Annotated in this window: 25 protein-coding genes and 1 tRNA gene; 6 read left to right on the forward strand and 20 right to left on the reverse strand. The window is 61.5% G+C overall.

Annotated elements, in window-relative coordinates; translation table 11 throughout:
* Positions 1-72: 72 nt before the first annotated feature.
* The 3 genes from E2N92_RS04050 to E2N92_RS04060 all read right to left on the reverse strand — a co-directional run bounded on the left by E2N92_RS04050 (position 73) and on the right by E2N92_RS04060 (position 1,757).
* Positions 73-216 (reverse strand): hypothetical protein, encoded by a 144-nt coding sequence (locus E2N92_RS04050; RefSeq protein WP_220682411.1) that lies wholly within the window; start codon positions 214-216, stop codon positions 73-75.
* A gap of 190 nt (positions 217-406) precedes the next feature.
* Positions 407-1,627, reverse strand: a complete 1,221-nt coding sequence (locus tag E2N92_RS04055) for a tyrosine-type recombinase/integrase (RefSeq protein WP_220682412.1) — start codon at positions 1,625-1,627, stop codon at positions 407-409.
* Between the two features lie 57 nt (positions 1,628-1,684).
* Positions 1,685-1,757 (reverse strand) — tRNA-Glu (locus tag E2N92_RS04060).
* A gap of 137 nt (positions 1,758-1,894) precedes the next feature.
* On the opposite strand from E2N92_RS04060, the gene E2N92_RS04065 reads away from it, so the two are divergent.
* Positions 1,895-2,278: a PRC-barrel domain-containing protein gene (locus E2N92_RS04065; protein ID WP_220682413.1), complete on the forward strand. Its 384-nt coding sequence runs from the start codon at positions 1,895-1,897 to the stop codon at positions 2,276-2,278.
* Between the two features lie 287 nt (positions 2,279-2,565).
* Here the strand turns inward: E2N92_RS04065 and ilvE are convergent, their stop codons facing one another.
* Genes ilvE through cfbA form a run of 5 tightly spaced genes read right to left on the reverse strand, consistent with a single transcriptional unit; the run spans position 2,566 to position 7,526 of the window.
* Positions 2,566-3,432: a branched-chain-amino-acid transaminase gene (gene ilvE, locus E2N92_RS04070; RefSeq protein ID WP_220682414.1), complete on the reverse strand. Its 867-nt coding sequence runs from the start codon at positions 3,430-3,432 to the stop codon at positions 2,566-2,568.
* Positions 3,433-3,466: 34 nt separating this feature from the next.
* Positions 3,467-4,855 (reverse strand): Ni-sirohydrochlorin a,c-diamide synthase, encoded by a 1,389-nt coding sequence (cfbB, locus tag E2N92_RS04075; protein ID WP_220682415.1) that lies wholly within the window; start codon positions 4,853-4,855, stop codon positions 3,467-3,469.
* A gap of 4 nt (positions 4,856-4,859) precedes the next feature.
* On the reverse strand, positions 4,860-5,933 hold the full coding sequence (gene cfbD, locus E2N92_RS04080; protein ID WP_220682416.1) for a Ni-sirohydrochlorin a,c-diamide reductive cyclase catalytic subunit: 1,074 nt from the start codon (positions 5,931-5,933) through the stop codon (positions 4,860-4,862).
* Positions 5,934-5,939: 6 nt separating this feature from the next.
* The gene (gene cfbE / locus E2N92_RS04085; RefSeq protein WP_220682417.1) at positions 5,940-7,121 is read right to left on the reverse strand and encodes a coenzyme F430 synthase; all 1,182 of its coding nucleotides are present in this window, start codon (positions 7,119-7,121) and stop codon (positions 5,940-5,942) included.
* Entirely contained in the window at positions 7,122-7,526 is a 405-nt protein-coding gene (gene cfbA, locus E2N92_RS04090) for a sirohydrochlorin nickelochelatase (RefSeq protein ID WP_220682418.1), read from the reverse strand.
* A gap of 327 nt (positions 7,527-7,853) precedes the next feature.
* Between cfbA and E2N92_RS04095 the strand changes: the two genes are divergently transcribed.
* Genes E2N92_RS04095 through E2N92_RS04105 form a run of 3 tightly spaced genes read left to right on the forward strand, consistent with a single transcriptional unit; the run spans position 7,854 to position 10,340 of the window.
* Positions 7,854-8,990, forward strand: coding sequence for a methanogenesis marker 9 domain-containing protein (locus tag E2N92_RS04095; RefSeq protein WP_220682419.1), 1,137 nt, complete (start codon positions 7,854-7,856; stop codon positions 8,988-8,990).
* Complete coding sequence (locus E2N92_RS04100; protein WP_220682420.1) at positions 8,962-9,783, forward strand: triphosphoribosyl-dephospho-CoA synthase; 822 nt, start codon at positions 8,962-8,964, stop codon at positions 9,781-9,783. Before E2N92_RS04095 ends, E2N92_RS04100 begins: the two co-directional genes overlap by 29 nt.
* On the forward strand, positions 9,771-10,340 hold the full coding sequence (locus tag E2N92_RS04105) for a DUF447 domain-containing protein (RefSeq protein WP_220682421.1): 570 nt from the start codon (positions 9,771-9,773) through the stop codon (positions 10,338-10,340). The genes E2N92_RS04100 and E2N92_RS04105 overlap by 13 nt, the downstream gene beginning before the upstream one ends.
* A gap of 982 nt (positions 10,341-11,322) precedes the next feature.
* Here E2N92_RS04105 and E2N92_RS04110 read toward each other — a convergent pair.
* The 9 genes from E2N92_RS04110 to E2N92_RS04150 form a co-directional block, all read right to left on the reverse strand.
* Positions 11,323-11,763: a type II toxin-antitoxin system VapC family toxin gene (locus E2N92_RS04110; RefSeq protein WP_220682422.1), complete on the reverse strand. Its 441-nt coding sequence runs from the start codon at positions 11,761-11,763 to the stop codon at positions 11,323-11,325.
* On the reverse strand, positions 11,744-11,941 hold the full coding sequence (locus E2N92_RS04115; RefSeq protein WP_220682423.1) for an antitoxin family protein: 198 nt from the start codon (positions 11,939-11,941) through the stop codon (positions 11,744-11,746). The genes E2N92_RS04110 and E2N92_RS04115 overlap by 20 nt, the downstream gene beginning before the upstream one ends.
* Before the next feature lie 138 nt (positions 11,942-12,079).
* A complete protein-coding gene (locus E2N92_RS04120) occupies positions 12,080-12,352 on the reverse strand; it encodes a type II toxin-antitoxin system HicB family antitoxin (RefSeq protein WP_220682424.1) in 273 nt (90 codons plus the stop codon).
* Positions 12,353-12,471: 119 nt separating this feature from the next.
* The gene (locus tag E2N92_RS04125) at positions 12,472-13,002 is read right to left on the reverse strand and encodes a hypothetical protein (protein ID WP_220682425.1); all 531 of its coding nucleotides are present in this window, start codon (positions 13,000-13,002) and stop codon (positions 12,472-12,474) included.
* A 142-nt stretch (positions 13,003-13,144) separates the two neighbouring features.
* Positions 13,145-14,899: a hypothetical protein gene (locus tag E2N92_RS13550; protein ID WP_246589307.1), complete on the reverse strand. Its 1,755-nt coding sequence runs from the start codon at positions 14,897-14,899 to the stop codon at positions 13,145-13,147.
* A 7-nt stretch (positions 14,900-14,906) separates the two neighbouring features.
* Entirely contained in the window at positions 14,907-15,350 is a 444-nt protein-coding gene (locus E2N92_RS04135) for a type IV pilin domain-containing protein (RefSeq protein WP_220682426.1), read from the reverse strand.
* A 349-nt stretch (positions 15,351-15,699) separates the two neighbouring features.
* The gene (locus E2N92_RS04140) at positions 15,700-16,143 is read right to left on the reverse strand and encodes a type IV pilin domain-containing protein (RefSeq protein ID WP_220682427.1); all 444 of its coding nucleotides are present in this window, start codon (positions 16,141-16,143) and stop codon (positions 15,700-15,702) included.
* A gap of 357 nt (positions 16,144-16,500) precedes the next feature.
* Positions 16,501-16,893 (reverse strand): type IV pilin domain-containing protein, encoded by a 393-nt coding sequence (locus tag E2N92_RS04145; RefSeq protein ID WP_220682428.1) that lies wholly within the window; start codon positions 16,891-16,893, stop codon positions 16,501-16,503.
* Positions 16,894-16,929: 36 nt separating this feature from the next.
* Complete coding sequence (locus E2N92_RS04150) at positions 16,930-17,388, reverse strand: type IV pilin domain-containing protein (RefSeq protein ID WP_220682429.1); 459 nt, start codon at positions 17,386-17,388, stop codon at positions 16,930-16,932.
* Positions 17,389-17,581: 193 nt separating this feature from the next.
* Between E2N92_RS04150 and E2N92_RS13695 the strand changes: the two genes are divergently transcribed.
* Positions 17,582-17,707: a hypothetical protein gene (locus E2N92_RS13695; protein ID WP_281425795.1), complete on the forward strand. Its 126-nt coding sequence runs from the start codon at positions 17,582-17,584 to the stop codon at positions 17,705-17,707.
* A gap of 115 nt (positions 17,708-17,822) precedes the next feature.
* On the opposite strand, the gene thiD is transcribed toward E2N92_RS13695, so the two are convergent.
* Positions 17,823-18,626, reverse strand: a complete 804-nt coding sequence (thiD, locus tag E2N92_RS04155; protein WP_220682430.1) for a bifunctional hydroxymethylpyrimidine kinase/phosphomethylpyrimidine kinase — start codon at positions 18,624-18,626, stop codon at positions 17,823-17,825.
* A 296-nt stretch (positions 18,627-18,922) separates the two neighbouring features.
* On the opposite strand from thiD, the gene E2N92_RS04160 reads away from it, so the two are divergent.
* Positions 18,923-19,081, forward strand: a complete 159-nt coding sequence (locus tag E2N92_RS04160; protein WP_220682431.1) for a hypothetical protein — start codon at positions 18,923-18,925, stop codon at positions 19,079-19,081.
* A 221-nt stretch (positions 19,082-19,302) separates the two neighbouring features.
* On the opposite strand, the gene E2N92_RS04165 is transcribed toward E2N92_RS04160, so the two are convergent.
* Positions 19,303-19,563, reverse strand: coding sequence for a type II toxin-antitoxin system HicA family toxin (locus E2N92_RS04165; RefSeq protein ID WP_220682432.1), 261 nt, complete (start codon positions 19,561-19,563; stop codon positions 19,303-19,305).
* Positions 19,560-19,796, reverse strand: a complete 237-nt coding sequence (locus tag E2N92_RS04170; RefSeq protein ID WP_220682433.1) for a type II toxin-antitoxin system HicB family antitoxin — start codon at positions 19,794-19,796, stop codon at positions 19,560-19,562. The genes E2N92_RS04165 and E2N92_RS04170 overlap by 4 nt, the downstream gene beginning before the upstream one ends.
* Between the last annotated feature and the right edge of the window lie 14 nt (positions 19,797-19,810).

Below are 19,810 nucleotides of genomic sequence, written 5' to 3' on the forward strand. Positions count from 1 at the left end.
CGCACGACGACGGGGATGTGGCAGACCTCCGTGAACTCGTGTTGGAGCATGGTTCTACATGGGGGCTGCCATTTATCGGGCCGTCGCCTGACATTTCTGTACCTCGTTGTGGGGGGTTTTTAATCTGGCTTTACCGTCCTGGATCCACTTTTCCCAGACCATCTTCGCGATCGGGTCGGGCATGTGGTCGAGGACTTCCTGAGAGATTTCTCTCATAGTCTGGTTTCCTCCTGTGCGGCCCGCTTTGTGTCAGAACAGGTCGGGGGGACCGGCGGCACCGCACTAAGGAGAAGGTGGACGAGGGGATATAAAAAGAAGAGGTGATTGCTCCGAAAGTCGGGAAGTCGGGGTTTATAGGACACGGTTACGTATCGCCCGGGGCGATCTCAAAAAAAGAGGGTGGGGTTCACCCCTGCCGGTCCAGGTCGCTGCGCAGTTGTTTGAGGAGGAGGTCGTACTCCTGGGAACCTTTGGCGATGGTGATGCACTCGTCCATGCTCTCGGTCGCCTCCTCGGTGAGCGTCCGGCCGCAAAGACTGCAGAAGTTTGAAGACGGACCGTTGACGGCCTGACAGTGTGGGCACTGTCGGGGTTCGAGCCGCGGCCGCCGGTGTCTCCCGTTGCCGTCTCCCTGGGCGATGCCGTAGGTCCGGAGGATCTCCTGGTCGATGTCGTGCCCGGTGAGATGGGCGTAGGTTTTGAACATCGGAGTGGTGATGTCACCCCACATCATCAGTTTGATCACGCTTTCCGAGACTCCTTCGGTGATCATGTGGGTGATCCTGGAGTGGCGAAAGATGTGCGGCGTGATATGCCGGGTGATCCCGGCCCGTTTGGCGATGCGGGTGAGTTGTTTCTGGACAGTGGCGTGCGTGAGTGGACGGTTGCGCTGGTTCAGGAAGACGAGGGCCTCGCCGACAGGTTTGAACGGGTAGTCGGCACGCCACGCGGCGAGGTGCTCGCGGGCCATGACGAGCCTGATGTACCGGGGTTTGTTGGTCTTGAACTTGACGTTGACCACCGCGCCATACTCGTCCATGAGAACGTCCTTCCAGGCGAGGGTGGCGATCTCGCCGATCCGGAACCCGCCTTCATAGAGCATCATGATGAGGGCGCGGTCCCGGCTCCAGAAGCAGGCATCCATGATGGCCGTCACCTCGGCGGGCGTGAGGAGGTCGGCGGCCTCTTTGGTCATGGTGTCTTTGGCCGGGTTTTTGATGCGCTGGATCTTTCTGTGAGGAAGGTCGGTGTAGCCGTTCTCGATCATCCAGGTGTAGAGTTGCTTGAGGATGATGACGTGGTCGGCGACGGTGTTTTGCTTGAAGGGTTTGCCGCGGGCGCTGTTGGCGGTTTTGAGAAGAGTGATGCCCTGGTAGATGTCGGCCATGCGGTTCTCGAGGTACGGGCCGATGAAGCGTCGCCACCCGACGAGGGTGTAGACGAGTTTGTTGGTTCTGGCTGCACTGATGTTGTTGCAGGACTGGCATTCTGCAACGAACTCGCGGATCAGGTCGGCGTCGCACGGGGTGAGGGTGCCGTTTGCAAGCCCTTTGGCGACGGAACGGTCCGCATACTCGCTCTTGATGCAATGAAAAGAGCTATCAGATCGTGTTGGAGCAGATCTCATACATATGCCTTCGGTCAAGACGGGAAAAGCGTTAGGGATTTGGACCGAAAGTCGGAATGCTGCCATGGGGATTCGAACCCCAGTCGTCGGCGTGAAAGGCCGACATGATTGGCCACTACACTATGGCAGCAGAAGTGCCATACTCTATATGCAAATTCTGGTACTTAAATTTTCGGTACGCCGGCGGCCGCCAGCGCCCTCTCCCCACAACCTTCAAATAATCGGATGGCCACAGACGCATGCACACAAGAGGGGGGAGCAAAAGAAATGAGTTTTGCAAGTCCGGTCACGGTGGTCCACCCACGGATTGTGGCCACCGACAGGATCATCGGCAAGAGGGTGAAGAACGCCCTGGGCGAATACCTCGGGGAAGTCCATCACCTGATGGTGGACATGGCCTCGGGTTCGATCGTCTTTGCCGTCCTCTCGTCAGGCGGGATCATGGGCCTGGGAGAGAAGTTGTACCCCGTGCCCTGGCAGGCGCTCACCGAAGAAGAGGACGATTTCCTCCTGAAGATGAGGAAAGAGACGATGGAGACCGCACCCAACTTCGACCGCGGCCACTGGCCGAAGGCCGACGACCTCTCCTGGTTCGAGCGGGTGTACCGGTTCTACGACTACAGCCCGCCCTGGGAGATCGAGATCAAATAAAAAAGAAGCAAAGGCTCTGTTGAATCAGGCAGAATGGACAAAAAATGTTCAGATCGGTGTTTCGAGGGACGGAAAGATCGATCCCGGATGGCACCGCTCAGGTGCCGCCCCCGCCCTATCTTCTCGCGAGATGGCGGTACAGATCCGACGACCCGGGGCGGCACGCCTGATCATGCTGAAGATACTTCCGTCCTCTGCCGATCAGATACAGGTGCAGGGAAGGGGTTGACCCCAGGCACACACCTCAGAAAAGATTGTGAACAGAGCCACAAAAAACGAGGGTCCGATCAGTAGATCGGGGTCCCTTCGTTCCTGGTGATCGCCGAGAACCCGGCCATCAGCTGCTTGGTGACCGGGCCGGGGGTGCCGGTCCCGATGGTCCGGCCGTCGATGGTGACGATCGGGCCGAGTTCGGCCGCGGTGCCGGTGACAAAGACCTCGTCGGCGGTGTAGAGGTCGAAGTAGCCGACGTCGCGCTCCATGACCGTGAGCCCGAGCGAGGCCGCGGCCTCGAGGACGACGTGTCTGGTGACGCCGCGCAGGTTGTTGAGGGTGTGCGGGGTGATGAGGACGCCGTTCTTGACCAGGAAGAGGTTGTCGCCCGAGCCCTCGGTGATGTTGCCGTGGGTGTCGAGGAAGATCGCCTCGTCGCCGCCCTTGTAGTTGGCCTCGATCTTGGCAAGGATATTGTTGAGATAGTTGAGGCTCTTGACGTTCGGCGGGAGAGCGTCGGCGGCGTTTCTGCGGACCGAGACGGTGATCGCGGTCAGGCCCTTCTCGTAGAGGTCGCCGTACATCGCGCCCCACCCGGTGGCGATGATGATCACCGTCGGGGTGGCGCACTTGCGCGGGTCGAGGCCCAGGTCACCCTTGCCGCGGGTGACGATCGGCCTGATGTAGGCGTCCTTGAGGTTGTTCCTGCGCAGGGTTTCAAGAAGCGCCTCCTTGAACTCCTCCCTGGTGATGGGAACCTCAAGGTCGATCGTCTTGGCCGAGTCATAGAGTCGGTCGATGTGCTCGTCCAGTCTGAAGACCCGTCCGTCATAGGCCCGGATCCCCTCAAAGACACCGTCGCCGTACAGCAGGCCGTGGTCGAAGACCGAGACCTTTGCCTCCTCCTCGGGGACAAACTCACCGTTGAGGTAAATGATCATGCGTGATCTGTTGGCGCGACGAGGGTATAGAAGTTTATGGTCCGTTCCAGCGTTCCCTGCACCGGGAGACGAATCCCCGGTACAGGGCGGCGCTCGCCACCGGGTGGAGGTGGGTGTAACTCGCGAGGACGTTGCCGCGGACCGCCCCGTCCATCCCGCCGGCGATCCCGGTACCCCTGGAGAGGCGGTAGGCATAGGTCGTCCCTTCGGCGAGGTCGACCTCGGAATAATGGAACTCGTGCCCCTTGAACGCCCAGTCCCCGAAGGGACAGGCAGGGCCTGACCGGCCCTCGACGTAGCCCAGGGTCCGGCGGGCCGGGATGGCCGCTTCACCAGGGAGGACACCGCACATCTCGTAGACTTCCTCATGCTCCCGTCCCTGCCACCCGGAGCGCAGGACCAGGCAGTCGGTGAGATAGACGAGTCCGCCGCACTCGGCGTAGATGGGGACGCCGTCCTCGGCGGCGGCACGGAGTCCCTCCCGCATCCCCCGATTCTTCTCAAGCCCGGCGGCGTGGATCTCGGGATACCCGCCGCCGAGGATGTAGCCGTCGGCCTCCGGGAATGAGTCGTGGATGGGGCTGAAGGTGACGACTTCTGCCCCCAGCACACGCAGGAGGTCGAAGAGGTCGTTGTAGTAGAAGGTGAAGGCCTCGTCGTAGGCAACCGCGACCCTGAGGTCGGGCGCCGCCCGCACCGGCGCGAAGATCTCTTCGGCCGGACCTTGCGGGGTGTACTCGACCATCAGCGCCTTCAGGGCGTCGAGGTCGATGCACGAGGCCACGACGTCCTGGACCGCCTCGACCCGCGCCAGGAAGTCGCCGCCTTCCTGCCCCTCGCGGTAGGGGACCAGGCCGAGGTGGCGCATCGCCAGCTGCATCCCCTCGTCCCTCGGGACCGCACCGATCACCGGGAGCCCGCAGTAGTGTTCGATGGCTCTCGTGGTCTTTTCACGGTGACCTGCGGTCCTGATGTTGTTGAGGATGACACCGACGACCTTCACGTCTGGGTCGAAGCCAGCATACCCGTTGACGATGGCGGCGGCGCTCCTGGTGATGCTCCGGGCGTCCACGACCAGGACCACCGGGAGATCGAGGGCCTTGGCGACCGAGGCGGTGCTGCCGGCGTCGCCGACGGCCTCGGCACCCTCGAAAAGCCCCCGCACTCCTTCGACCAGGGCAAGGTCGGCGCCCTTCGCACCATGCTCGAAGACTCCCCGCATCTGGGCCGGGGACATTACATAGGAGTCCAGGTTCCGGCAGGGCCTGCCGGTGACCGCCGTCAGGTACGACGGGTCGATGTAGTCCATCGCCACCTTGTAGGTCTGGACCGTGGCCTCCCGCGAGAGGAGGGCGGCGAGGGCGAGGGTGATGCTCGTCTTCCCGCTGCCCGAGCGGTCGCCTGAGATGAGAAGCCCTTTCATCTGCTCACTCTCCCTCTGCCATGCTCCGCAACACCGCCCCGAACTCGCTCTCCACCATCTCCCTGACCCCGAGGGTCTTGGGGTGGAGGTCGACCTCGACGACGACCATGGCGTGGCCGATCGCCTTGAGGGGCGCGACCTGCCTGGGGCCGTTGGTGACCGAGATCGTCTCGATCCCGTCGGTGTACTCCGGCGGGACGGCGTGGGGCACGCCGACCAGGAAGGCGAAGTCGGGTTTGATCTCGCGGATCCGTTCGCCGACGGCCGCGCCGTTCTCGCCATACTCGTCGAGCGAGCCGAGGAGTTCGGGGTCGAGCCCCCGCTCCTGCATCCCGGCCAGGACGCGCTCGCCGTCGGCCCGGACCTTCGGGAGACCGCGGTCCTCGAGGTTGGCGAGATAGGTGATCTCGGCCTCAGGGCAGGCCTCGCGGAGGGCGCAGAGTTCGTCGGCAAACATGTATGCCGTCTCTTTCTTGGCGTTGAGCACCGCGACCCCCCGTTTCCCGCTCCGCGCAAGGTCGAGGAGACGGCAGGCGGCGAGGTGCTTGAGGTCGCCCCGCGAGGGTTCGATGTACGGCTGCGAGGCCGCACCCCTGAGCCGTTCCACCTGGTTTGCCGCGGCGAGGAGACGGCGCTGCCGTTCGAGTTCGTCCTCGCTGATCCACCCGGCCCGTGCGGCCGGTTCGAGGACCGCAAGGACGCCTTCGATGTTCTCCCTGAAGCCCGCATGGATCTCGACGCCGATGGTCGGGGTCTCGACGCCCGACGCCTCGATGGCGGCTTCGATGTCCTCGCCGATGATCATCGAGACGCAGGTCCCGATCACCGCCATCCGCTTCGGGGAGAACTCGGTCTCGGCGTACCTGAGCACCCGCTCCAGGACGCCCTGACCACCGAAGATGAACTCGTTCTCGCCGAGCGAGGTGGTCAGGACCCGCATCCCGTCCTCTTCAAGGAGACGGGCGTGCTTGAAGGAGCAGCCCGATGGGCCGTGAAGGATCGCCACCTCCACCCCGAGGTCGCGGGCGGTGTACAGGGAAGCGACGATCGAGCTTGGGCGTGGTTGTACGTATTCCATTCTATCCTATCTCCATGTCTTGACGGCAAGGACAATAGTCCCACCGTAGCTCATCTGCTCTGCTCTGTGGATCCCGTCCTCCAGGTCGGCGGCCGTCACGGCGCCGGCCGGGAGGTCGTCTGCGTCGTAGTCGCCGACGACGACGGTGCGGTCGGGTGCGATCGCCGCCACCGCGGCCCGAACCTCCGCGGCCGGGAAGCCCTCGCAGATGGTCTGCCCCTCGGTCCCGATCACCAGGACGAGGGGGGCGGCGCCCCCGAGAGCCCGGGCGTACGCGGCGGCGTCGACGGCGACCTCGCGGCAGGCGCCGCTGTTCGCGCAGTCGACGGTGAGGCGGCCCTCCTCGCGGGAGACCGCCATCCGTCCGGGAAGGGGAGCGAAGTCCGCGAGGCCTGCGGGATCGCGGCCGAGCAGGCAGGCGGCGGCGGCCGCCAGGTGCAGTGCCGTCCGGTAACCCCGCAGGGCAAGGAGCGGGTTCTCGAAGGAGCCTTTCGCATCGCCGTACCGGTAGGTGCAGCGCGTCCCCTCGACGACGGCGACTGCGTCGGCGGCGATCGCGCCCGGCACGTTCACCCCGGTGGGGACGAGCACCCGCGGCGCGGCGGCGAGGGAGCGGACCTTCTCGGCGAGGGCCCGCTTCTTCCCGGCGGCGCAGGGGTAGTCGTCGCCCGAGGTGAGGACCGCAAGGTCGCCCACCCCCGAGACCCCGAGAGACTCTTCGGCGATCAACCACCCGCCGCACGCGACCGCTTCCTTCGCGGCCGGGAGGACCGAGGCCGGCGTGATGGAGCGTCTCCACAGACGCCGGCGTTCAGGAAAAACGAAGGTGCCCATCGAGGTGTGAAGCACCCCGGGGCCCCCGAGCAGATGCGCGAGGGCCGTCGCCGTGGTGGTCTTCCCCCTCGCACCGGTGACCTCGACCATCAATTCCGGGCGGCAGGAGAGAAGGAGGCGGCGGACCGCCTCATGGTGGGTGACGCGCTCAGGCGCCCGCCCGAGGAGAGGGTGGTCGGGGTCGAGGTGGACCGGGGCGACGACCAGGTCGTAGGACCGTCCCGCCGCCACGGCAGCGGGGATCCCGGTCTCGCCGCGGTAGACGTCCACCGCGTCGACGGTGTGCCCGGCCTCCTCCAGCGCCCCGGCGATCTCGGCGCCGCCGTGGATGGTGTCGAGGACGAGAATCTTCATTCAGACTTCTGCGTTGATCGCGTCTTCGGCGTTCTTGACCATCAGGTCGGCCAGGAGGGGGTCGGGCCCGATGGGGTTGGCATAGACCAGCGGGATCTCGCCGGTGGTGTGGGCGAAGAGCCCCTTCTTCTCGCCCTCGGGGAGGCCGAGGAGGGCCGGGATGTCCTTGAGGATGTGGATGCCCTTGGCAAGGAAGAGCGGGACGACGACGAGCATCTCGATCTCGTCTTCCTTAAAGAGGTTCAGGGCGTCCTCCACCGTCGGGGTGTTCATGGACATGAAGCCCGGCCTGACCAGGTATTCGGGGTGCTGGTCGGCGATGTGAGCGGCGGTCTTCTCGATGAGTTCCTTGTTGTAGGCAAGTTTGCTGCCGTGGCCGACGAGTAGTAATCCCTTTCGTGACATATAATAATGAGTACAACTTTCGTAGCATAAATGTGTTACCGATTGGGTTTCCGGCCCGCCGGGCCGCCGGGGCATTGCCTTCCGACACCCGCACCTCCTGTGCGATGCAAGGGGACGTTCCTCACGGTCAACTCCGCCCGGTCGACGGGATCACGGTGTTTTCGGAGAAGGACAGACGGCACGGCCATCAGTCCATCGAATGCCGGACACGTCCGAGAACGAGGACTTCGCGAGGGGCATCCCGCTTGAACGCACCGGCAAGGCGTACACCCTCAACAGCCCGTAACAAAAGGGCTTTGTGATGACAGGGACAACATTGGAGGAAGCATGATCGAGTGGTACGAACGCTGCGGATTGATCCTCAACGGCCAGGTGGTGAAGACTCCGGTTGTCATTGCATCGATGGCAGGGATAACCGACGCCGCCTATGTGCTGGCCAGAAAAGAGCATATCGGTGCCGCGTTCATCGGCGGATACTCCATCGACGCGGAGACGATGGAGGCGAGCCGCGCGATGGCGGCGGGGGGCCGGGACGAGTTTGTGTACGATGACCCGGTCGCCGAGTTGAAGGAACAGGTCAGTGCCCTGGAGGGAAGCGGGGTGTTGATCGGCCTGAACCTGCGGGGGAGCACGCCCGCCTCGTACGCGGCAGTCGCCGAGGAGATCGGGGACGGTGTGGTCTACGAGATCGATGCCCATTGCCGCCAGCCCCAGATGACGGCGATCGGGTGCGGCGAGGCCCTGCTGCACGAACCGCACCGGCTTGCCGAGATCGTCAGGGCGCTCAAGGCGCTGGACGTGACCGTCTCGGTGAAGATGCGGGCCGGCGTTGCGGAGAACGACGCCGCGCTCGCCCGTCTCCTCTGGAAGAGCGGGGCCGACCTCCTCCATGTGGACCTGATGGACTTCGGCTACGCACGGCTGCGCCAGATCCGGAATGCCTGCCCGTTGCCGCTCATCGCGAACAACTCGATCACTTCCTTCGACCGGGCGATGGACATGTTCGCCCATGGGGCCGATATGGTCTCGCTCGCACGACGTTCGGACGAGCGGACGCTGGCCGGGATCGATGCGGCGATCTGCCGGCGGGCCGACGAGACCGGGTGGTACAACGCCCCCAAGCAGCTCTGCCGGGGCGGCGACATCAGGTCGCTCACCTTCTGCTGCCTGCCGGTGAAGCACTGCCCGCTTCTCCCGTTCCTGGAGAGATTGGGACTCACCAGGGAGGAGTATATGGCGATGAAGGCCGAAGCGGTCGCCGACACCCCGCTGGCCGACGGGAAGATGACCTGTTTCGGGAGTATGGCCTGGTGCTGCAAGTCGAGTTCGCCGTGCATGCTGCGCGGGATCGCGACGAAAGCGGCCGGAATCAGCGACCAGGAGTATATGCGCCTGAAGCGCCGGCTTGCCGACGAGATCATGGAGCGGATCTTCGATGGAGTGTCGGGCAAAGAAGAGTGCTGAGCTGGCGCAGCTCGCGATGGCCCTGGAGGTCTCGGCCTCCCCGAAGCCGGGGAACGTGGACCGGGGCCACGACTATCCCGACACTCGTCTGGAACACTTCCTGGCCTCGGCAGTCTTCGCGGGCCGGGCCCTGGGTCTGGCCGAGGAGGGCGGGCCGGGGATCGGTGAGGTGATCCTGGAGGCGGTGAAGGACACCAACTGCCATGCCGGCGGGAACACGCATTTCGGGGCGTTTATCCTGCTGGTCCCGCTGGTCCGGGGCGGCGGCGTCGACGGGGCCGTGCGGGCGGTGCAGGCGACGACGGTCGATGACGCGGTGGCCTTCTACCGGGCTTTCGGGGCGACGCAGGTGCGGGTGCTGGAGAGCGACGACCTGGACGTGAACGATCCCACGGCGCTGGAGCGCCTGCGCGAGGAGGGGATGACCCTCTACGATGTGATGGCCTACTCGGCGCCGCGGGACATGGTGGCGCGGGAGTGGACGAACGGCTTCGCGCTCTGCCGGGAGACAAAGGATCTCCTCTTCGCCCACGGCAGCGGGAAGGAGGCGATCGTGCGGGCCTTCCTCGACCTGCTGGCGGCCCACCCGGACACCTTTGTCGCGAAGAAACTGGGCGACGACGCGGCCCGCCGGACGATGGAACGGGCCGGCGAGGTGAAGGCCGGGACGCTCTCGCTGGAGGCCTTCGACGAGGAGTGTCTGGCCGCCGGGGTGAACCCGGGTTCGCTGGCCGACATCATGATCGCGGGGATCTATCTCGCGCTCAACGAGGGGTGGGCATGGGATTCCTGAGAGAGGGGATCAACGAGGTGGTCGCGACGACCCGCGGCAATGCCGCACCGATGGGGATCATCTGCCGCAACGGCGCGCTCTCGATGGTCCTGTTCCGGGGTTCCCACACCGAGGCAAATATCAGACGGGACGGATGGGTGGTCGCCAACCTCACCGCCGACCCGGTGGTCTGGGTGCGCACGGCCTTCGAGGACCTGCCGCCCGAGGATCTGGTCGCCGAGGAGGTCGGGGGCCGGCGGGTGGAGCGCCTGCGGGCGTGCGAGGCCTGGGCGGCGTTCGCGGCGGAGGTGAAGCACGAGACCGCGGAGAAGACCCTGGTCGCCCTCACCCCGCTGGCGGAGCCGGTGGTCCTGAAGGAGGGGGTCTGCCCGGTGAACCGCGGGTTTGCCGGGATCATCGAGGCGACGGTGCATGCCACCCGGTATGTGCAGAACCGAGACCCGCATCTCAGGGCCCTCATCGATCATCACCTGGCGCTGGTGCAGCGGTGCGGGGGGCCGCGGGAGTGGGAGGCGGCGCGGGTGTTGAAGGGATTTCTCGGCGACGAGAAGAAGTGAACGTTCCGGGTGAACCGCGATCACGGGAAGACGGAATCGATCTCGTCTCTGGATCTGGCACTGAGGTCATCCCAAAACTCTCCGGCCCTCCTCCTCATTGATGATGACGATGGGGAGAGACCTGCTTCTCCGTCGCGCAACTCTGCATTCATCACCTTCCTACACCGCCGCGCCGTGGGCGAGTTTGAGGGCGGCTCTCCGATAATGTTCCTACGTGGTGGCTTCTCCGAAGAGGGAGCACGATCCGTCCCTTCTCCTGATACTTACGATCATTTTTGGCTGTGGGGTGGTGGATAAAGATTTTACCGCCCCAAGCACCTGCATGGACTTGATATGCAGAGGAAAGAAACACCCTCTGAACGATCAACCCTCTGCCTTCCCGGTCCTCTCTTCATCCCCGGCGGTCCGAGGGACAGCGCCCCCGGCACAAGGGTGTGGGAAGGCATGATGATCAGGCGTGCCGCCCCTATCGCAGAATCTGTCCTGGTATCTCGCGCCGGGGGGAGACCCCCCGGACCCCCCACGACGAGGATAGGCGGGGGCGGCGAAGGAACACGATCCCCATCGGTTCTTCAGTCTTGAAAAAGAGCGATCGAGCGACGAGAAATTTTCATCCCATATGCTTGAGACGTGCTTTCCCTTCATGTTGAATTACCATGAAAATGATCCAGACGATCCTCTCTTCAAGTTTGCATGAGAGTTTGCACTCTTCATATCACGTTGAAGCCGATACGCAGAGGATAAAAAAATTCTTCTGATGGATCGACCGCCCCCATCGTCGAGATTTCCCTGCCATCTCGCGCCGGGGAGTTTCACCCCCCGGACCCTCCACGGACCGAAGATAGGTGGGGGCTGCGATGGAACGAAGTCTCCACCAGTTCTCCTGTCTTGAAAAGAGAGAGAGCACGTGACGAGAAATTTTCATCACGTATGCTTGAACCCCACGTTCATGCCCGATTCTACAGAACCCTATAATCTCCTTTCATTCGGACGTGAGTCGAGAGATCGTGAGAAACGGGCATCTTTTGAAATCATTGTCAAATGTTGCGATCTCAGGGATCGCATGCTGAAGACATGTTGCGGCGATAAGAGCATCGTTCGGCAAAAGGCCGTACTCTCTCATCAATTCTCGCGCCTTCTGCTCTTCAGAATGGGTGAGGGGGATGGTCTGAGCAATATCAATAAGTTTTTCGACTTTCTGGAGTTCTGTTTTTATTTCTGTTATAATATCGGGATTTGTTTTTATTTCATGAGGTTTTTTGCCGGTGTACAGGCGTATAAACACATGCATGACTTCGCTCCCGACAATTGCATTTCGGTAGATCCGCTTTTTCTGACTGAAGGCCAAAAAATGTCGAGAGATCTCTTCATCTCCTTCCAGTATCTTTAGGAAGACATTTGAATCAATAAAGGCCCCATTCATTTTCCATCTCTTTCAGCGCTTTTTCAGTATCTTTCCCTTTCAAAAGACCGAATGCGGCATCGATGGTGTTGGATGGTTCTTCTATGGCGATCCGGATCCGTGTCCCCTCCTTCAGGTCGATCTTCTGGAGGGGCCTGAGGACGCCGGATTCATAGATGGCATCGATCACTTTTGTCATCGTCTTCTCCTCTCGGTTGTACCATGAAAGATATTTCTGGAAGGTTTTTCCCTCACCGACAGGGTATGAGGGTGTTGATGATAGATCATCAGTCTCCGGGAATGAAGACTCGATGGCATCATCACGTGATGGTTCGTACTATCGTATTGGTACATAAGGATTTGGACGGGCCTGATAGGGGGTCTCCGGGGTGGTGATCCCATCGATTGGCGGGATGGAAATTCCCCTCCTCAGCTGGATCACAAGCCAGTCGTCGACGACTTCGGCCAGATTTTTCCGGCACTCTTCCAGGGTCGTACCGGTGGCCCATACCCCCGGCAGGTCAGGGATCTCCCCATAGTAGGGTTCTTCGCCCTCGATGATCTCATAGTGGGCATGCTGCAATGCCGCCGTGATGTATTCGATGATCATGTCCACTCAAGAGGGACCATGGATCCCTGAGAAGAATAAGACTTTGCCATATGAGGGGATGGACGGTCCTGTCGCCGGGTCCGGGAGGGTGGTGCTGGTGGAGTCAGAGTATGTACCTTTCATTCTTTACCAGGCCCGTCCTCCCCGATGCACGACATCCCATCCTCCTCTCTCTCATTCTCTTCTTCTGTTCCGCGGGAGATGATCCACGCGACGCCGAGGAGGAGAGGCACGCCGACCGGCACGGAGAAACCCGCGGGCCCGTGGAAGAGCGGGCCGTACTGCGCGATCACCGCGGCGAGGTAGGCGATGCCGGCGCCGGTGACGAGGAGGGAGAGGGGTTTTCTGAAGGTTTCGTATTCCTCGTGCCGTTTGAGGACGAGGCAGGCGACCGCGACGAGGAGGAGGAGGGTGCCGCCGAGCCAGAGGAGGACGGAGAGTGCGGAACGGCCAGCAAGGATGCCCGAGGTGACATAGTCGAGGTCGCGGAAGAGGGTGATGAGATTTGTGCCCATGTAGGTCTGCTGGTACCGGAAGAGGGCGAACTGGATGCCGGCACCGATGCCGTCGCCGATGAGGTAGATGTTGGTGGGCAGGGCGAGGGTGAGGGCGAGGAGGGCGGCGAGGAAGGGGCGGGTGGTCGTCGTCATCGCAGCGTCTCCTGCCGGCAGGATGGTCGTGCGAGATGGTGTTGGTCAGAGAGAGCGTCGGTCATTCTCCTGAAGAAGAGGGCGTGTACAGAGAAGAATCTGCCGTATCCGGTCTCATTCCAGAGAGATGGCCATCCCCTCATCAGAAGGGGAAGAGCCAGTACTGGATGTACCAGATATACTGCACCGCCGGGATCCAGAAGTGGTAGCCTTCCCAGCAGGTGGTGGCGAAGCGGAAGTCCACCACCAGTCCCCATGCAAGGGAGAAGATCATCAGCACCGGGACGGCATAGGCGAGGGCTCTGGAAGGGATTTTGTTGAGGAAGACCCCGCAGAAGAGCGTCACAGTCACCCCGAGGTAGAGATAGGTGAGATACATCAGGAAGGCGATCTCTCCGGCCGCCCATGTACCTGAGATGACCAGGAGGACGACGTAGATGAGAGGCAGGTCAAGGAGCACGAGCCAGAAGAGTGTTTTCAACGAGGTCTTGATCTCGCCGTCGCCGAAGCCCACGTATTTGAGGGCATAGAGGCCGAGGACGAGCGTCGGTAGGTAGAGGGGGGAGAGGTAGCGCATGTCCGGGACGATGCCCGGGCTTGACGGCATCCAGGCGACGGAGCGGAGGTAGGTGATCATCACCAGGACCGCGGCCAGGGCGAAGAAGGCGAGGAGATGGAGATCTCGCTGAGGGATGCCGATATCGCCCTGACGGTAGAGGGCGTAGCCGACAGTAATAGCCAGGATGAGGGCGAAGAAGGAGAGCGAGGAGACCTGGAAGATCCCGGCCGAATTTCCAGAGACCGGGTCGATGAAGGCGCCGTAGAGGCCGGAGAAGAGGTCGCCGGAGGAGGGAGTGAACTGCCTGATCACGTTGAACAGGAGGCTCCCCATTCCCTCCGGCATCTGCGAGGAGGTGGCCGAGGCGTAGCCTGCGACCCAGGGGAGGAGGAGGGGGTTGCCGCAGAGGGCCAGGTTGTTTACGAAGAGTGGGAGAGCGCCGAGCGGCACCCCGAGGACGGCGAGGGCCGTTGTTCCGGCGGTGCGCCACCCTTTCCGCACCGAGAGCGCGAGGGCGAAGAGGAAGAACCCGACGGCCAGGGCGGGCCCCAGTTCAGGCCGCGCCCATGCCGTCCACCCGACGGCGATGAAGGAGGCGAAGAGCCAGAGGGGCCGGTCGCGGGAGATCCAGAGGGTAAAGAGGTACAGGGCCGTCGCAAAGAAGAGGGCGACGAGCATGTGATCCTTGGCGTTCCCTGCCCAGAAGAGATACGACGAGCAGCAGACCGTCGCCACCAGACCGAAGAGTCCCCAGCGGTCGGAGTTGAAGACTTCCCGGAAGATGAGGCAGGCAAGCACACCGAAGAGGGCGAAGGCCACGCCGTTGGTGAAGACGATCGCGGCGACCTCGGGATAGACGCTGAGGTCGTAGGGGTGCACCCCCCGCACGAACCAGAAGGGGCGGTAGAGTGCCATGTTGAGGACGAAAAGCACTCCCCACGAGATGATCCCCGCGTAGGTCCACGGGATGCCCTGCCAGCGGGCGTACTGCGGGTACCAGAACTCGATCATGAGGAGGAGAAGGAGCAGCAGGGCCGACCAGAGGAGGACCACGACGAGGCGGAAGTCGTCGCCGAAGAGTGAGAAGAGATAGTAGGCAGGGAGGGAGACGACCGGCAGGGCGAGGGTGTAGCAGAGGCAGTCGTGATGCGACTGTGCGTACCCTCCTCCGCCATAGGGTTCGTAACCGAAGAGGGGGTCTTTGCCCTCGACCAGGTGGTTGAGTTGACTGGCCGAGATCCATTCGTCCGTCAGATACAGGGCGGGATAGCCCACACTGCAGGCGAGCAGTACGCAGACGACAAAGATGGTGCAGCAGTCCCGAAAAAAAAGGTTCATTTCAGGATCAGACAAAGGTGTCCAGGATGACCTGCTCGTACCCGTCCTTGAAATGACCTGTCACGACGACGTGATTCTTACCGTCACCGCCAGCGCCAGTAAATGTCCATGCTTTGCCTACAGGGACACGGCATCCACTCACTTCAGACTCCGCGGGTGCGCTAGTACCAGTTGAACCCGTATCGCCGACAGTATAACAGAGGGCTTTGTCCTCAACATTCATTATCAGATAACTTAATTCGCCGTTGTCCGCCCCGCCCTTATAGGTGATAATAATATCATCATTCTGCTGAATGGCGGTGGCGGCGACGATCTTGGTGGTCGAGACATTGCCGGCCATGCCGAAGACGAACGCGGCGATGACCGCCGCGAGGATCACCGTGATGGCGACCATCAGGATGACGCCGATCACCGGAGATACCGCTTCTTCATTTTTTACGAACTCTTTCATCGGTTTTTCACCTTCCTTCCTCCGGGGAGTCAGGATAGCATATGCTTCATCGAGGAAATATAATAATATTTTTAATTTATCACGAGATTCTAAACACATGATAATTTATATCTTGTGTTTTGAGTTCTGCAATTTCACCACCCACCGGGCAGATCTTCTGCCCCGAGGAGGGGCACAGACAGAGAAAAAAGATCAGTACAGCCTCATCGGCAGCCCGCAATTCCCGGACAGATCGCGCCCATTCCTCCCTCGTTTTCAGCCCTAGGTCTGCGCGGTGACGACAGGCATCGGAGCAAAGAGCGAAGGTATCGTCGGGGTGTGCTGTTATGAGAAAAAATAGGAGAGACGTTCAGACGAAAGTGTCAAGAACGACCTGTTCGCTGCCGTCTGTGAAGTGGCCGGTTACGACAACATGGTTCTTGCCGCTCCAGTCACCATCACTACTCTCCCTCATCAGCACCATAGAACTGCCAACCAAGGGCCCAGTAGCACCTGAACTGCTTGCGCTAAGAGTGCCCTTTTTACTGGTAGTATAATAGATCGTACCGTTTGGTGCGGTTACACTGAGCCATTCTATCAACTGGTGATCAGCACCGCCTTTGTAGGTTATGATAATTTCATCACTGCCCTGTTGAGTGGCGGTGACGGCGACAATCTTGGGAGTCGAGATATTGCCGGCCATACCAAGGACAAAGGCGGCGATCACGGCCGCGAGGATCACCGTGATGGCGACCATCAGGATGACGCCTATAACCGGAGAGATTGCTTCTTCATTCTGGACGAGATGATTCATCGGTTTTTCACCTTCCTTCCTCCGGGGAGTCAGGATAGAATATGCTCGCCCAAAGCAGTATAAATATATTATTAATTTAATTTTGAACTTTTGATTGGCAATAATTTATATCTTATGTTTTGAGTTCTGCAATTCCGCCGTCCTCAAGGCAGATCCTCCGCCCTGACGAGGAGGACGGACAAGGGAGAGAAAGAAAAGAGAGGAGTTTCAGCACCATTATTCAAGGATATCAGGATGTATAGCGGCCCCTGCGCCTTCTTCCCCGCCCCCTAACCTGCGCGGGCGATGGCAGGCATCGGGACCGAAAGGAGAGAGGTCGCCGGGGTACGCCGTTATGAGAAAAAAGGGTAAAGATGGTCAGACAGAGGTGTCCAGAACGACCTGCGACGAACCGTCGTTGTACGTCGCGATGACCATGACCCGGTGCTTCTTCCCGGGATCTGCGGATGTCGTCGCATTGACGGCCACCGACCCGATCGTATGGTCGAGCAGGTCGGCCTGTTCAGCCCCATCGATCGTCCAGTTCAGGTGATCGACCGCGGCCGACCCATCGCCGCCGAGATATGTGACCTGAATCGCCCCGTCATCCGTCCTGACAGCCTTTGCCCCGACAAGCCCATTTTCAGGGATATCCCCGAGGGTGCCGAGCGAGAAGGAAGCGACAAAAGCGGCGAGGGTCACGGTGACGGCGACCATGAGGACGGTGGCGACGGTCGGGGAGACCGCGTCGTCATCTCCAGACCGAATCATAGGTCTCCACCCTCATAAAGAAAAAGGGGAAGAGGTTCAGACAAAGGTGTCCAGGACGACCTGGTCGGAGCCATCCGCGAAGTGGGCGGCAACGACGACGTGGTCCTTCGCTGCAGATCCCTTGTTGTCAAACTTCTGACTGTAACCAACAGGAATGCTCCCAACAACAGGAGAGCTAATCTGATCCACTGAGGTCACATTCATAACTCCCGTGGAGTTCGCATAGTAGTAAAACGAATTGGTACCGTCAGGAGAAATCCTCAGATACTCGACATTGTTGGAGTCTGCCCCACCCTGGTAGGTGACGATAATGGCGGAACCCTGCTGGGTGGCGGTGGCGGCGACATTCTTGGTGGACGACATGTTGCCGGCCATACCAAACACGAACGCAGCGATGACCGCCGCGAGGATCACCGTGATGGCGACCATGAGGATGACGCCGATAACCGGCGACACAGCCTCGTCATTCTTTTCAAACTTCTCGAACAGTTTCATCGGTTTCACCTCCAGACCTCAGGTGAGGCTGGATAGTATATGCTCTCAAGCGAGCAGATATAAACCTGCCGATTTTAATCAGAGATAATTTCACAATTATAATTCGATTTTGAGGATTTATCTCCAGTAAATGCCATACCGGCCAGAAAAGTCGGGGGATCGCAGGGACGGAGAGCGGAGGGGCAACGAGGAGGTGGAGACCCGGGACCGTGCCGAAATTCACGACATATACCCAGAGATATTCCCGATCCGGGACATTGAGGAGCGTATCGTCCTCTCCGGCGGAGCGGGTGCGGGCGAGCAGATGACCCCGCCATAGCATGAATCAATATTATAAGTTTTTCCATCAGATCTTGGCCTTCGAACCATGCAGAATTTGATTGCAACCCTAAAAAAAAGAGAGATTGAACATCGTCATGACAGAAACAGAACGATCAATTCCCACCCCTGCCGCACCGCCACAGCGGGTTCACCGACCGCCTCCCCTGCAGGTCGGGGACGGCATGGGCGATGGCACCTTCGATGAAGGACTTCGCCCTGACAAAGGCATCTCTTGGGGACATACCGAGAGCGAGGCCGGCGGCAAGGGCCGCGGAGAAGCAGCACCCGGTGCCGTGGACCGCATACGGATGGCGCAGACCGGAGAGGAGCACCTCCCCGTCGGCGTCCATGAAGAGATCGGCCGGCGCGCCCTCCAGGTGACCCCCCTTCACCACCACGGCGGCCGCCCCCATCGCGAGGACCGCCGCCCCGGCCGCCCGCATCCCGTCCATGCTCCTCACCGGGAAACCCGCGAGCACCCCGGCCTCGGGAAGGTTCGGGGTCACCACCGCCGCCCGCGAGAGCAGGTCGTCGACCAGGACGTCGAGGGCGTCCCGGGCCAGGAGACGGGTGCCCGAGGTCGCCACCATCACCGGGTCGACGACCAGGGGCACGCCGCCGGGCAGGGCGGCGGCGACCGCCCTGATCACCGATGCATCCGCAAGCATCCCGGTCTTGAAGGCCCCGACCTGATAGGCCTCGGAGACCGCAGCGATCTGGGCGGCCACCGTCTCGGGCGGGAGCGCCCAAGACCCCCGCACCCCCCCAGGGTTCTGGGCCGTCACCGCCGTCACCGCCGCCGTCCCCCAGACCCCGTAGGCCGCGAAGGTCGCCAGGTCGGCCTGGATCCCGGCCCCGCCGCCCGAGTCGGAGCCCGCGATCGTCATGGCGCACGGAGAAGAGGAATACCGGATCATGATCTGAAGATGGGCACTTCGAGCAGAAGTAGGTGGCGCACTGCCATGGCGGAGACGCCGTGCCGGGTCAAGAACAATAAGGATGGTCACATCTCCAGATGCATCGGCTCCAGAGAAATGCCCTGGAGAACGATCTCCGCGTGGCAACCTCCCCTTCAGGTGCACCGATGGTGCCAGTGCCTTCCCGGCCCAATCCTCATCCAGAAAAAGAGAGATGCGATCCGGGCGCTCAAACCGCCTGCAAACGACCAGGACACGACAAATTAGATCACCGACACAATGAAATGATGAACACGATGGAAAAAGTAGGGAACGTGCTCCTCCAGGCGATCGTCATATTTCTTCTCATCTGTGGGCTCGGTTATGTCGTCGATGGGAACGTGAACTTGGTTCTTGCCATAGGAGTTCCGCTCGGCTTCTCAATCGCAGGCCTCCTCATCAAAAAACGGCATTGAAAAGGAGGAGGGCAGGCCCCGGCGCGTATGGAAGGGAAGTCGTGAGAATCAGGCATGCCGCCCACCAGAAAAATTCTCACCTGCCGTCTCATGCCATACCCTCATGACGACGATAGTCTGCGGGAGAGAGAGCAAGGATCTCCCCACCCAGAAGCGCTGCTCAAAACAACGTCCATCCGGCAGGCTTGAGAAAACAATTTGTCCCTCCTTCTCCTCCACCCTCAGGAAGAGACCGCAATCGCCTCACGGACGAGCAGGAGAAACCGCTCCTTCGGGAGGTCGGCCTGCTGGAGCACCGAGAGAAGCGTCCCCACCGGGAGGTCGCCGCGGCGCGGCACGACCACCAGGAGGCGACGGCCGCTCTCGTCGACGCGGGTGAGGGCGACCTGGCTCCCCCTGCTCCGTTTCGGTGCGAAGTCGAACCCGGCCCTCTTCAGCGCCCTGATGACCCGGTCGGAAGAGACCATCGAGAGGCGCGTCACTCCGCCACCTCGAAGGTCGTCGTGAACTTGCGCGGCGAGCGGAGTGCCGGGGCCATGTCGCCGTTCATGCCGAGCGCCTTGGCGTTCTCCAGATAGAGTTCAGCCGCCTCCCTGAGATGGGCGAGGGCACGGTCGGGCGTCTCGCCGCAACTCGCGACGCCGATCTCAGGACACTTCGAGACATAGACCCCGCCCTCCTCCCAGAGGGCCGCGGTCAGGGTGTACCTCCTCATTCCTCATCTCCCCC

Source organism: Methanofollis formosanus, from assembly GCF_019633745.1.
GTDB lineage: Archaea > Halobacteriota > Methanomicrobia > Methanomicrobiales > Methanofollaceae > Methanofollis > Methanofollis formosanus.

Coding starts and splice junctions, on each gene's coding strand:
- E2N92_RS04050 (WP_220682411.1), bottom strand. CDS start 216: ATGAGAGAAATCTCTCAGGAAGTCCTCGACCACATGCCCGACCCGATC.
- E2N92_RS04055 (WP_220682412.1), bottom strand. CDS start 1,627: ATGAGATCTGCTCCAACACGATCTGATAGCTCTTTTCATTGCATCAAG.
- E2N92_RS04065 (WP_220682413.1), top strand. CDS start 1,895: ATGAGTTTTGCAAGTCCGGTCACGGTGGTCCACCCACGGATTGTGGCC.
- ilvE (WP_220682414.1), bottom strand. CDS start 3,432: ATGATCATTTACCTCAACGGTGAGTTTGTCCCCGAGGAGGAGGCAAAG.
- cfbB (WP_220682415.1), bottom strand. CDS start 4,855: ATGAAAGGGCTTCTCATCTCAGGCGACCGCTCGGGCAGCGGGAAGACG.
- cfbD (WP_220682416.1), bottom strand. CDS start 5,933: ATGGAATACGTACAACCACGCCCAAGCTCGATCGTCGCTTCCCTGTAC.
- cfbE (WP_220682417.1), bottom strand. CDS start 7,121: ATGAAGATTCTCGTCCTCGACACCATCCACGGCGGCGCCGAGATCGCC.
- cfbA (WP_220682418.1), bottom strand. CDS start 7,526: ATGTCACGAAAGGGATTACTACTCGTCGGCCACGGCAGCAAACTTGCC.
- E2N92_RS04095 (WP_220682419.1), top strand. CDS start 7,854: ATGATCGAGTGGTACGAACGCTGCGGATTGATCCTCAACGGCCAGGTG.
- E2N92_RS04100 (WP_220682420.1), top strand. CDS start 8,962: ATGGAGTGTCGGGCAAAGAAGAGTGCTGAGCTGGCGCAGCTCGCGATG.
- E2N92_RS04105 (WP_220682421.1), top strand. CDS start 9,771: ATGGGATTCCTGAGAGAGGGGATCAACGAGGTGGTCGCGACGACCCGC.
- E2N92_RS04110 (WP_220682422.1), bottom strand. CDS start 11,763: ATGAATGGGGCCTTTATTGATTCAAATGTCTTCCTAAAGATACTGGAA.
- E2N92_RS04115 (WP_220682423.1), bottom strand. CDS start 11,941: ATGACAAAAGTGATCGATGCCATCTATGAATCCGGCGTCCTCAGGCCC.
- E2N92_RS04120 (WP_220682424.1), bottom strand. CDS start 12,352: ATGATCATCGAATACATCACGGCGGCATTGCAGCATGCCCACTATGAG.
- E2N92_RS04125 (WP_220682425.1), bottom strand. CDS start 13,002: ATGACGACGACCACCCGCCCCTTCCTCGCCGCCCTCCTCGCCCTCACC.
- E2N92_RS13550 (WP_246589307.1), bottom strand. CDS start 14,899: ATGAACCTTTTTTTTCGGGACTGCTGCACCATCTTTGTCGTCTGCGTA.
- E2N92_RS04135 (WP_220682426.1), bottom strand. CDS start 15,350: ATGAAAGAGTTCGTAAAAAATGAAGAAGCGGTATCTCCGGTGATCGGC.
- E2N92_RS04140 (WP_220682427.1), bottom strand. CDS start 16,143: ATGAATCATCTCGTCCAGAATGAAGAAGCAATCTCTCCGGTTATAGGC.
- E2N92_RS04145 (WP_220682428.1), bottom strand. CDS start 16,893: ATGATTCGGTCTGGAGATGACGACGCGGTCTCCCCGACCGTCGCCACC.
- E2N92_RS04150 (WP_220682429.1), bottom strand. CDS start 17,388: ATGAAACTGTTCGAGAAGTTTGAAAAGAATGACGAGGCTGTGTCGCCG.
- thiD (WP_220682430.1), bottom strand. CDS start 18,626: ATGATCCGGTATTCCTCTTCTCCGTGCGCCATGACGATCGCGGGCTCC.
- E2N92_RS04160 (WP_220682431.1), top strand. CDS start 18,923: ATGGAAAAAGTAGGGAACGTGCTCCTCCAGGCGATCGTCATATTTCTT.
- E2N92_RS04170 (WP_220682433.1), bottom strand. CDS start 19,796: ATGAGGAGGTACACCCTGACCGCGGCCCTCTGGGAGGAGGGCGGGGTC.